This window comes from Mycobacterium shottsii (assembly GCF_010728525.1).
GTDB lineage: Bacteria > Actinomycetota > Actinomycetes > Mycobacteriales > Mycobacteriaceae > Mycobacterium > Mycobacterium marinum.
Window position 1 is genome coordinate 2,959,462 of the sequence record NZ_AP022572.1, and the last position, 11,729, is coordinate 2,971,190.

5 protein-coding genes, 1 tRNA gene and 2 pseudogenes are annotated in these 11,729 nt (G+C 64.9%); 5 read left to right on the forward strand and 3 right to left on the reverse strand.

Features of this window, described 5'->3' with window-relative positions:
• Positions 1-64: 64 nt before the first annotated feature.
• Positions 65-411 (reverse strand): annotated as a pseudogene (locus G6N41_RS13835) (hypothetical protein).
• A gap of 766 nt (positions 412-1,177) precedes the next feature.
• Here G6N41_RS13835 and G6N41_RS13840 point away from each other — a divergent pair.
• The gene (locus tag G6N41_RS13840) at positions 1,178-2,653 is read left to right on the forward strand and encodes a cobyric acid synthase (protein WP_198967649.1); all 1,476 of its coding nucleotides are present in this window, start codon (positions 1,178-1,180) and stop codon (positions 2,651-2,653) included.
• Positions 2,654-3,298: 645 nt separating this feature from the next.
• Here G6N41_RS13840 and G6N41_RS13845 read toward each other — a convergent pair.
• Both G6N41_RS13845 and G6N41_RS13850 read right to left on the reverse strand, forming a co-directional pair.
• Positions 3,299-4,005, reverse strand: a pseudogene (locus tag G6N41_RS13845) (cutinase family protein).
• A gap of 243 nt (positions 4,006-4,248) precedes the next feature.
• Positions 4,249-4,325, reverse strand: a tRNA-Arg gene (locus G6N41_RS13850).
• A gap of 186 nt (positions 4,326-4,511) precedes the next feature.
• Here G6N41_RS13850 and lipQ point away from each other — a divergent pair.
• The 4 genes from lipQ to G6N41_RS13870 all read left to right on the forward strand — a co-directional run bounded on the left by lipQ (position 4,512) and on the right by G6N41_RS13870 (position 11,680).
• Positions 4,512-5,765, forward strand: a complete 1,254-nt coding sequence (gene lipQ / locus G6N41_RS13855) for an esterase LipQ (RefSeq protein ID WP_198967863.1) — start codon at positions 4,512-4,514, stop codon at positions 5,763-5,765.
• A gap of 232 nt (positions 5,766-5,997) precedes the next feature.
• The gene (locus tag G6N41_RS13860) at positions 5,998-7,461 is read left to right on the forward strand and encodes a WS/DGAT/MGAT family O-acyltransferase (protein ID WP_198967650.1); all 1,464 of its coding nucleotides are present in this window, start codon (positions 5,998-6,000) and stop codon (positions 7,459-7,461) included.
• Positions 7,458-9,317 (forward strand): HAD-IB family hydrolase/lysophospholipid acyltransferase family protein, encoded by a 1,860-nt coding sequence (locus G6N41_RS13865; RefSeq protein ID WP_198967651.1) that lies wholly within the window; start codon positions 7,458-7,460, stop codon positions 9,315-9,317. The genes G6N41_RS13860 and G6N41_RS13865 overlap by 4 nt, the downstream gene beginning before the upstream one ends.
• Positions 9,314-11,680 carry a glycerol-3-phosphate 1-O-acyltransferase gene (locus tag G6N41_RS13870; protein ID WP_198967652.1) on the forward strand — a complete coding sequence of 789 codons (2,367 nt, stop codon included), beginning with the start codon at positions 9,314-9,316 and terminating at the stop codon, positions 11,678-11,680. Before G6N41_RS13865 ends, G6N41_RS13870 begins: the two co-directional genes overlap by 4 nt.
• The last annotated feature ends 49 nt before the right edge of the window (positions 11,681-11,729 follow it).

The following is an 11,729-nucleotide window of genomic DNA, read 5'->3' on the forward strand; positions in this document are numbered from 1 at the left end:
GGGCTACATCGACGTCAGCCAGTTCACCTTGCAGAAAGCAAGGTGAACTGGCTGGTCGTCGCGGTCAGTTTGCGGGTGGGGGAGCATCCGCGGGTGGAATAGCTCCGTCGCAGCCACCGGGTGGCGGCGGGCCGGGGAGTGGTTCGTCGCCGCCGACGCAGTCGTAGTAGAACTGCGGGCCGGTCATGTAGGTCCTCATCCACTGGTGCCAGAACGACCCGTCGGGGTATTTCTCGCCGTCGCACACGGCCAATTCGCCCCAACCCCATCGACCGCGCCAGGGCAGTAGCCCTTGGTCATGTCCGGCTGGTGTGGGTCGGGCGGATCAGCGGTGGCGACCGCGGTAGAAAACATCAACGCCGCGACACCACCCAATATCGCAGCGCCAAGGCGACTGAGCTTGAGCATCATTTTGACTCCGTTAGGAATGTTGAAAGAATGCAGCCCGATTCCGAGCATTGGTGAAAGCTTGCGGATGGGCCGCGGCGACCCAGCATACATAAGTGCACGACCTTTCCAACGAAAATCTTGTCCGATAGGTTCCGGTCAAAAACTAGCACCGAAACGCCGGCTTCGGGAATGTCTATAATTGCCACTTGCCGACGCGGCCGATCGGCGAAGTCGGCTTGGGTTGGCCGGGTGATCTGCGGCATCCAATTGGTGCTGACGCGTGACTTCAAAGTCGGCTGATCGTTGACGGATTCACTTCGGATGGCCCCTGCCTTCCGGTGGCTGGTCTCGCGTCGATGCTGGGTGAGGTAGCCCTCGAGTCCATATGCCGCGCCGGTCTTACTCGGCACTGGCTGGGTTGCCGACCTCCGGCGCTGCACCTCCACGAGCCGCCCCGGATGGTTACCGGTGGCCGGGCTGCCGACCAAAGATCAACGAGCGCAATCTATTTCGATCAACCCGGCTATCGTCATGGCGATTGCTGCCGGCATCACCGCGCTCCCGGCGCCGACCCGGGAAGGCGGACGCCCAGCCGGTCCGGCTCCAGATCCCCTCCGGCGCCTGATGGCGGCGCCGCCGAGGCTCTAGTGTGGATACGGACACCGTGTCGGTCAGCGCCTAAAGGAGCAGCATCGCAACAGATTTCGAATGTCGATGATCCACGATTTCCCGAACACGAGGCGAAGGCGGGCTGGGCAATAGATCTCTACCTACCGAGGCACGGCTGATGCCGGGTTTGCTGGTGGCCGGTACGACCAGCGACGCTGGTAAGAGCACCCTAACCGCCGGTCTTTGTCGTGCGTTCGCCCGACGCGGCCTCAGAGTGGCGCCCTTCAAGGCGCAGAACATGTCCAACAACTCGATGGTCTGCCAAGGCCCGGGTGGCGCGGGTGTGGAGATCGGTCGCGCGCAATGGGTGCAGGCGCTCGCGGCCAACGCGACACCTGAGGCGGCCGTGAATCCGGTCTTGCTCAAGCCGGGGAGTGACCACCGCAGCCACGTGATGTTGATGGGCAGATCCTGGGGCGAACTGGCGTCGTCCAACTGGTTCGAGGGCCGGCAGGTTCTCGCCGAGACGGCGCACCGAGCCTTCGACGACCTGGCGGCCCGCTACGACGTCGTCGTCGCCGAAGGTGCCGGCAGCCCAGCCGAAATCAACCTCCGTGCGGGCGACTACGTCAACATGGGGCTTGCCCGTCACGCGGAACTGCCGACCATCGTCGTCGGCGACATCGACCGCGGAGGGGTGTTCGCGGCATTATTCGGAACCATCGCGCTGCTGTCTGCCGAGGACCAGGCGCTGGTCGCGGGGTTTGTCGTCAACAAGTTCCGTGGCGATCTCGACTTGCTGGCACCAGGTCTGCGTGACCTCGAGCGGGTCACGGGCAGACAGGTGTTCGGCACGCTGCCGTGGCACGCTGACCTCTGGCTGGACTCAGAGGACGCCCTCGACCTGACCGGCCGGCGCGCGGCGAGCACGGGGGCCCATCGGGTGGCCGTCGTGCGACTCCCACGGATCAGCAACTTCACCGATGTCGACGCACTGGGTCTGGAACCCGACCTGGATGTCGTGTTTGCTTCCGACCCCCGAGGGCTGGGCGATGCCGACCTGATCGTGGTCCCGGGTACCCGTGCAACGATCGCCGATCTGGCGTGGCTACGAGCGAGGGGTTTGGACCGTGCGCTGATGGCGCATGTGGCGGCGGGCAAGCCGCTGCTCGGCATCTGCGGCGGGTTCCAGATGCTGGGGCGGGTGATTCGCGACCCAGACGGTGTCGAAGGGCCGGTAGCCGAGGCCGACGGTTTGGGCTTGCTCGACGTGGAGACCACGTTCGGCGCCGAGAAGGTGCTGCGCTTGCCGCGCGGGCAGGGACTCGGAGTGCCCGCTTCGGGCTATGAGATACATCACGGCAGGATTACCGCCGGTGACGCCGCTCAGCAGTTCCCCGGCGGCGCGCGTGACGGACAAGTATTCGGGACGATGTGGCACGGTTCGCTCGAAGGGGATGCCCTGCGCGAGGCCTTCCTGCGCGAGACGCTCGGGCTCACTGGGTCGGGCACTTCGTTCTCGGCGGCACGCGAGCGCCGCCTGGACCTGCTCGGCGATCTGGTCGAACGTCACCTTGACGTCGATGCACTGCTCGCCCTGGCTCGGCACGGTTGCGCGCCGGCCTTGCCCTTCCTCCCGCCCGGCGCGCCGTGATCGCACCGAGCGGTCGACGGCCCTCGACACAACTCGAACGTGCGGTAGTCATCGACCCGACCGGGCCGGACGCGCTCACCCCGCGCTCGTGGGCGCCGGCGTTGGCTTCGCCGGCAATTGGCAATCGCGTTTTTATTTTGGAGCTGAATTCTAGATCGCGTCATTAAATTCGGGCCGATCCGGGCACGCCGATATGCATTGGTTGCCGCCGTTATTAGAAAAGTCGGATTCCGCGCTATTTCATTCCCCTTGATATACGCTGAGCGGGTCCAAGTGCCGGGCGGTGGCGGTAGCACCTGTCATTTGCTGTAGGTGCGAAAGTACGGAACAAATCACTGATAATGGATTGCTGAACAATGAGGTCAAGATGACGGCAGGCAACCTGCGAATGCTGCTTAAATGGCTGCTCGGAGCGGTATTCATCAGTTTGTACGCGCTTTTGGTGACGGGTTGCGCCGAGGAGTTAACTTTGCCTCGAGGGCCGGAGATCGGCTGCTTTAATCGGCATTGTTAGCCGAGTGCTCGTTGGCTTTCCGGTGTGCTCCACGGCCACGCCTGGCCGCCGTCGGCGCCGAGTTCGCTGTGGCCACCATGATCTAGCCGGGTGTGCCGATCCCACCGGCAAGTGATCCCCCGACTCGCGCGCTAGAGCTGGCTCACCACGAAAGTCGCTGCCCGACTGGGCATCCCGGACTGCGCATACGACAGGTGTGCCGCGGAGAACATCTCATCGTGAGAAGGCAGCGCAAGGGCGCCGGGGGTGCAAATCGGATCGTTGGGCGCACACAAGTCAATCGCTTTATGGCCATACCAGGGGCTGATCTCGCTTATTGGCCCGCCAAGATATCTGTCGGTCGGATTCCCGAAGACGGCGACCGCGGCGACGTGATCAGCCACCTCGCCGATAGCGTTTGGGGGATGAAGCCGGCAACGGGGGCTCGGGCGATGGTGATCAGGTCTATCACCATCGCGCCTTGGGAATATCCGCCGAGCACCAGCTTGGTATTGGGGCAGCTGGCCGCCATGGACTCAACGTGAGTGCTGGCATCGGTGGCGCCCGCGGATGCGGACGGGGGCCAATCTTCGGTGGCGGGGTAGTTCACGGCATACACCCCCAGGGACCGGCCGCCAAGCTGGGAGCGGAGGGAATCGATGAATGCCTGTCCGACCCCACCGACGCCGGGTGGCTCGGCGGTCCCGCGGGCGAACGTCACTTCGGCATCGGGGCAGGCGGCGGCCGACGCGGAGGCGATGATCAGGGGGGCACTCAGCAGGGCCGCGCAGATTGTCGCGAGCCCGACACCCAGCAAACGAGTGAATTGGCGTGAGTTCACGTTTTGATGCTGGCACATCGCGGCCGAAACGGAGCACCCAAATTGTGCGACGCTCATCCGCGAAACGCTGCGGAAACCAGGTCTGGCCACCGATCGCGCTCACGCGTCCGGTGTTGCACGGAGACGCCAGGAGGCGCAGCTGGCGGCCGGGAGTCCGTTGCCCCGCCCAATCGCCGGCCGCGAGGGCACTGGCCCGAAGCCACCGTCAGGCATCGACCGAAGGTAAAACGTCGAGCATCAGCCGACGTCACACACCTTGGTTGGTGCCCCCGGCACGACTCGAACGTGCGACCTAGGGATTAGAAGGCCCTTGCTCTATCCACCTGAGCTACGGAGGCAATGCGCAGGTCAGTCTATCCAAGCCGGATTCAAGATCAGATTGGGTGACGCGACGCGCCCCAAAATTCTTCGCCTGGGCCAGAAATCGGTTATTGTGTGAGCCTCGACACACGTACAACACCGGCTAGTAATCGGCCGTTTACCGCAACGACGCGTGTGCCTGACGTCGAGGGGTGGGCTCTGTTATGTGCATGGCCAGTGTGACTTCGCGGTGCTCGCGGGCTGGTGCCGAAGCGTTGCGCGAAGGAGCGCAGCTTGCGGCCGACGCGCGCGACGCTGTTCGTTCCGGAGCTCTGTTGCTTCGGGGTTCTCCGTTTGCCCTCGGCTGGGTAGCCGGTTGGGTGTCCGCGGAATTTCCGCCGCACGTGCTGACCGGGCACGCGTTGTCCCGTGTCTCTCCGCCAGCCATCGGCCGGTACGGCACCGCGTGGGCGGCCCAGCGGGCCGATCTGACCCTCACCGCGGCACTCGAGGAGTCCTTCGGATCGGAATTCCGTGACCTGGTGTCACACCCCTCCGGTGATGGCTCGGCGTGTGCGACGCGCGGCGGCCTGCTGCCGTCGGGACCCCGCCGCCGCTACGCGGCGCAGACCTCCGACATCTCCTACGGGCCGGGTGGTCGTGAACATCTGCTCGATGTCTGGCGCCGCCCCGACTTGGCGCCGGGAGGCCGGGCCCCGGTGCTGATCCAGGTGCCTGGGGGAGCGTGGAGCGTCAACGGGAAGCGTCCGCAGGCCTACACGCTGATGAGCCGAATGGTGGAGCTGGGCTGGATTTGCGTCTCCATCAACTACAGCAAGAGTCCGCGCTGCAAGTTCCCCGCACACGTGGTGGACGTCAAGAGGGCGATCGCTTGGGTCCGGGAGAACATCGCCGCCTACGGCGGCAACCCCGATTTCATCGCCCTGACCGGCGGCTCAGCCGGTGCGCACCTGGCCTCCCTGGCGGCGCTGACTCCGTGCGACCCGGCTTTTCAGCCTGGCTTCGAACACGCCGACACGACGGTTCAGGCGGTCGCGCCCTATTACGGCGTCTACGACTTCACCGACTTCGACAACATGCATGAATTGATGCTGCCGTTCCTGGAGCACTTCGTGATGAAGAGCCGCTACGCCGACGACCCGGAGCCGTTCACCGCTGCTTCCCCGATTTCTTACGTGCACCGGGAGGCGCCGCCCTTCTTCGTGCTGCACGGAGAGCGCGATGAGCTTGTCCCAAGCGGGCAGGCGCGGGCGTTCTGCGCAGCGTTGCGGGGCGCCGGAGCCGACACCGTGGCCTATGCCGAGCTCGCCAACGCACATCACGCGTTCGACATCACCCCAACGGTCCGCTCCCGGCTGGCCGCCAGTGCGGTCTCCGACTTCCTGGGGGTCGTCTACGGGCGCTGGACCAGCTCGATACTGGGTTCGTTGGCGTTCTCAGCGAATTCGGCCAGCTGAATCGGCAGGCGCCGGCCAGAACGCGAGAACCGCCGAGTTACCGACTCGATTGCCAGCCACGTCGTCTTGCGGGCTTGTCCGCGGCGCGTGCCGTGCTGAGCGGATCCTCACTTTCACCGCCGCGTCAACCGGACTAGCGTTGTGTTGGCACTTTGGTTGGCGGGGACTGAGCAGGAGGCTTGATTGGCGGTGACGAGGATGGCGCGTCGAGTTGGCCGAGTGGGTCGTGATCATGGCTGAGGCGGTTGGGTTGTCCGATGAGCTGGGGCCCGTCGATTATTTGATGCATCGGGGCGAGGCGAATCCGCGGACGCGTTCGGGGATCACGGCCCTGGAGCTTCTCGATACCACGCCGGACTGGGAGCGGTTCCGGACCCTGTTTGAGAATGCCTCGCGACGCGTGTTGCGGCTACGGCAGAAGGTGGTTGTTCCCACGCTGCCGACCGCGGCGCCGCGCTGGGTGGTGGATCCGGACTTCAACCTGGACTTCCATGTGCGCCGGGTGCGTGTGTCTGAGCCCGGCACGCTACGCGACGTCTTCGATTTGGCCGAGGTGATCCTGCAATCGCCACTGGATATCTCGCGCCCGCTATGGACGGCCACCCTGGTCGAGGGTTTGGCCGACGGCAAGGCCGCGACTCTGCTGCATGTCAGCCATGCGGTCACCGACGGCGTCGGTGGCGTGGAGATGTTCGCCCAGATCTATGACCTGGAACGGGATCCGGCGCCCAGACCCACACCGCCGCTACCGATTCCCCAGGACTTGTCACCCAATGACTTGATGCGCGAGGGCATCGGCCACCTGCCCATCGCCCTCGTTGGCGGCGTGGCGGGAGCGATAGCCGGGGCGGTCTCGGTGGCCGGACGCGCGGTGCTGGATCCGGCCGCCACCGTCTCGGGGATTGTCGGCTATGAGTTGTCGAGCGTGCGGGTGATGAACCGCGCGGCTGAGCCCTCACCGCTGTTGCGCCGGCGTAGCCTGACCACGCGCACCGAGGCGATCGACATTCGGCTCTCCGAGCTGCACAAGGCCGCAAAGGTTGGTGGCGGCTCGATCAACGACGCATATCTTGCGGGCCTGTGTGGCGCGCTGCGGCGCTACCACGAGGCCCTCGGGATGCCGATCAGCACGCTGCCCATGGCGGTCCCAGTCAATCTGCGGGCCGATGCGGATGGCGCCGGCGGCAACCGGTTCACCGGCGTCAACCTGGCAGCGCCAGTGGGCACCGCCGATCCGGTGGCGCGGATGAAAAAGATCCGAGCCCAGATGACGCAGCGCCGCGACGAGCCCGCGATGAACGTCGTCGGGTCCATGGCGCCGGTGCTCAGTGTCCTGCCCACGGCGGTATTAGAGGGGATCAGCGGTTCGGTGATCGGCTCGGATGTGCAGGCCAGCAACGTGCCGGTCTACCCCGGGGACACCTTCGTCGCTGGAGCAAAGATATTGCGGCAGTACGGGATTGGCCCCTTGCCGGGAGTGGCGATGATGGTGGTGCTGATTTCCCGGGGCGGATGGGCCACCATCACCGTGCGCTACGACCGGGCCTCGGTCCGACATGACGAGTTGTTCGCCCGCTGCCTGGTCGAGGGCTTCGACGAGATCCTGGCGCTCGCCGGCGATCCCGCACCGCGCTCGATTCCTGCCTCTTTCACCACTGTTTCCGGATCGGAGTCTCGATCGGTGTCCAATTCATGAGCGCCGCCGAAGAACGAGGGCGCGAGCAGGACAAGGCGGCGGGGGACCTGCGGTTACCCGGCTCGGTCGCCGAGATCATGGCCAGCCCCGCGGGGCCAAAGGTTGGTGCGTTTTTCGACCTCGACGGCACGCTGGTGGCCGGTTTCACGGCCGTCATCCTCACCCAGGAGCGGCTGCGGCGCCGCGACATAGGGGTGGGGGAGCTGCTCAGCATGGTTCAGGCGGGCCTGAACCACACGTTGGGACGAATCGAGTTCGAACAGCTCATCAACACGGCCTCCTCGGCGTTGCGCGGACGCCAGCTCGTTGACTTGGAGGAGATCGGCGAGCGGCTGTTTGCCCAGCGCATCGAGTCGCGGATCTATCCGGAGATGCGCGAGCTGGTCCGGGCGCACGTGGCGCGCGGTCATACCGTCGTGCTCAGCTCGTCGGCCCTGACCATTCAGGTCAATCCGGTGGCCCGCTTCCTGGGCATCGTGAACATGCTCACCAACAAGTTCGAGACCAATGAGGACGGGCTGCTCACCGGTGGCGTGGTGAAGCCGATCCTGTGGGGTCCCGGCAAAGCCGCCGCCGTGCAGCGTTTTGCGGCTGAGCACGACATTGACCTCAAAGACAGCTACTTCTACGCCGACGGCGACGAAGACGTCGCACTGATGTACCTGGTCGGTAATCCGCGGCCGACCAACCCGGAAGGCAAGATGTCCGCCGTGGCCAATCGCCGTGGTTGGCCCATCCTGAAGTTCAACAGCCGCGGGGGGGTGGGCCTGCGCCGGCAGATACGAACGCTTGCCGGTTTCAGCACCATGTTCCCGGTTGCGGCCGGGGCAGTGGGAATCGGCCTGCTGACGGGTAATCGCCGACGTGGCGTGAATTTCTTTACCTCGAACTTCTCCCAGCTGTTGCTTGCGACCAGCGGTGTGCACCTCAATGTCGTCGGCAAGGAGAATCTGACCGCGCAGCGTCCAGCCGTCTTCATCTTCAATCACCGCAACCAGGTCGACCCGGTGATTGCTGGTGCCCTGGTACGGGACAACTGGGTTGGAGTGGGCAAAAAGGAGCTGCAGAACGACCCGATTATGGGCACGTTGGGCAAGGTCCTCGACGGTGTGTTCATTGACCGCGATGACCCGGCCTCAGCGGTCGAGACGCTGCATACCGTGGAGGAACGCGCGAAGAACGGGCTATCCATCGTGATCGCCCCCGAAGGCACCCGGTTGGACACCACCGAGGTTGGTCCCTTCAAGAAAGGGCCGTTCCGCATCGCTATGGCGGCCGGTATCCCGATCGTGCCGATTGTGATCCGCAATGCGGAGATCGTCGCCTCCCGCAACTCCACCACGATCAATCCGGGAACCGTCGACATAGCAGTGTTTCCGCCGATCCCGGTCGATGACTGGACGCTGGACACCCTTCCGGACCGCATCGCCGAGGTGCGTCAGCTCTATCTGGACACACTCAAGGACTGGCCGGTCGACGAACTGCCCGAGGTCAATCTCTACGCCGAGGAAAAGGCGGCCAAGAAAGCCAAGGCGCAGCTTGCCAAGGCGTCCGCGAAGGAGACACCGGCCAAGAAGGCACCCGCGAAGAAGGCTGCCGCCAAGAAGGAGACACCGGCCAAGAAGGCACCCGCCAAGAAGGCGCCTGCGAAGAAGGTGCCCAAGAGCGCGGCTGCAAAGGCTGCGACGCCCGCCACCGACACCGAGCTGCCCGCACCCAAGCCGGTGGGCGAGGCGTCGAACCCGACCGAGATCGCACTCGAACCCGTTGCCCATGATGGCGACGCGCAACAACTCGGTGCAGGCCGAAGCGACGCGGCCGAGTCATCGAGCTCTAGGCCCAAAGGACGGCCGTGACCAAACCGGTCGCTGATACCAGCGCAGTCCTTACCTCTGAAGACACGCTGGTGCTGGCCTCGATGGGTTCGCCGGTCGAAATGCAGCTGATCATGGATTGGCTGGGCGAGCAGCGGGCCCGCACGCCAGGGGCAAAGTTCGACTTCCTGAAGCTGCCGCCGCCAAATGCCCCGACGGCCGCGCTGACCGCGCTGGTTGAGCAACTCGAGTCCGGTTCCGAAGCCGGCGCAGATCGGTCTATCGTGCCGGTCCAGGTGTTCTGGCAGCCGCCGGCGGATCGCAGCCGGTTGGCAAAGGTTGCCGGCCTTCTTCCGGGCCGCGATCCATACCATCCCAACCCCCGCCAGCAGCGCCGCATCCTGCGTTCGGACCCGCAGCGTGCCAGGGTGATGGCAGGGGAGTCGGCCACGGTGTCGGAGCTGCGCAAGCAGTGGCGTGACAACACCGTTGGCGAGGACCAACACGACTTCGCCCATTTCGTTGCCCGCCGGGCGATCCTGGCGCTGGCCCGCGCCGAGTACCGGATCCTTGGGCCGCAATACAAATCGCCGCGGCTGGTGAAGCCAGAGATGTTGGCGTCCGCACGATTTCGTGCCGGCCTGGAAAGGATCCCCGGCGCCACTGTCGAGGAAGCCGGCAAGATGCTCGACGAACTCGCCACCGGCTGGAGTCAGGCATCGGTCGATGTTTTTTCCGTCCTGGGCAGGCTGATCAGCCGCGGATTCGATCCCGAATTCGACTACGACGAATATCAGGTCGCGGCCATGCGCACCGCGCTGGAAGCCCATCCAGCGGTCTTGCTGTTCTCCCACCGGTCCTACATCGACGGGGCGGTGGTACCGGTGGCGATGCAGGACAACCGGCTGCCGCCGGTGCACATGTTCGGCGGCGTCAACCTGTCGTTCGGCGTGATGGGGCCGCTCATGCGGCGCGCGGGGATGATCTTCATCCGGCGCAACATCGCCGGCGACCCGCTGTACAAGTACGTGCTCAAGGAATACGTCGGCTATGTCGTCGAGAAGCGGTTCAACCTGAGTTGGTCCATCGAAGGCACCCGCTCGCGCACCGGAAAGATGTTGCCACCCAAGCTCGGCCTGATGAGCTATGTCGCCGATGCCTACCTCGACGGGCGCAGTGACGACATCCTGCTGCAAGGGGTTTCGATCTGTTTCGACCAGCTGCACGAGATCGCTGAATACGCCGCCTACGCGCGCGGCGCCGAAAAGACACCCGAGGGCTTCAGCTGGCTCTACAACTTCATCAAGGCACAGGGCGAGCGCAACTACGGAAAGATCTATGTGCGCTTCCCGGAAGCGGTCTCCATGCGGCAGTACCTCGGTGTTCCGCATGGTCCGATAACCCATGATTTGGCGGCCAAAAGGCTTGCGCTGCAGAAGATGTCCTTCGAGGTCGCGTGGCGGATTCTGCGAGCGACGCCGATGACCGCGACCGGTCTGGTGTGTGCATTGCTGCTCACCGCACGCGGTACCGCACTAACCCTTGGCCAGTTGCACCACACGTTGCAGGACTCGCTTGACTATCTCGAACGCAAGCAGACACCGATGTCGACCAGTGCGCTGCGGCTGCGTTCGCGCGAGGGGGTCCGGGCGGCCGTGGACGCACTGTCCAACGCGCACCCGGTCACCCGGGTGGACAGCGGTCGCGAACCGGTCTGGTACATCGCTCCCGAGGACGAACTCGCCGCGGCCTTCTACCGAAATTCGGTGATCCACGCCTTCCTGGAAACCTCGATCGTGGAGCTTGCGCTGGCCCATGCCCGCCACGCCGAAGGCGATCGCATGGCCGCCTTCTGGGACCAGGTGATGCGGTTGCGGGATCTGCTGAAATTCGACTTCTACTTCGCCGACTCGGCGGCATTTCGCGCCAACATCGCCGAAGAGATGGCGTGGTACCAGGACTGGGAAAGCCAGGTGGCCGCCGGGGGCGATCAGATCGACGCAATCCTTTATGCAAAGCGACCGTTGATTTCGGACGCCATGCTGCGGGTGTTCTTCGAGGCCTACGCAATCGTTGCCGACGTGCTGCGCGATGCTCCGGCGAACATCAAGCAGAAGGACCTGACGGACTTGGCGCTGGGCCTCGGGCGCCAATACGTGGCCCAGGCGCGGGTCCGCAGCAGCGAGCCGGTGTCAACACTGCTCTTCGCAACCGCACGTCAGGTGGTCGACGACCAGCACCTGATCGAGCCCGCGCCAGACCTGACCGAGCGTCGGAGCGCGTTCCTGGCCGAATTGCGCAATATCCTGCGTGATTTCGACTACGTGGGGAAGATCGCACGAAACCGGTTCGTGGCTCGTGAGCTGAAGGCCCGTCAGGAGCGACTCGAGCAACAGGCTCAGTAGTCGCCGCGATGGTGTGGCGATCGACGGTGCCAGTGGCGCCGCCCGGCGC

Bases quoted from the DNA above. Each gene is read 5' to 3' on its own strand.
- G6N41_RS13860 (WP_198967650.1), top strand. From the start codon at position 5,998: ATGGCTGAGGCGGTTGGGTTGTCCGATGAGCTGGGGCCCGTCGATTAT.
- G6N41_RS13840 (WP_198967649.1), top strand. From the start codon at position 1,178: ATGCCGGGTTTGCTGGTGGCCGGTACGACCAGCGACGCTGGTAAGAGC.
- lipQ (WP_198967863.1), top strand. From the start codon at position 4,512: ATGTGCATGGCCAGTGTGACTTCGCGGTGCTCGCGGGCTGGTGCCGAA.
- G6N41_RS13865 (WP_198967651.1), top strand. From the start codon at position 7,458: ATGAGCGCCGCCGAAGAACGAGGGCGCGAGCAGGACAAGGCGGCGGGG.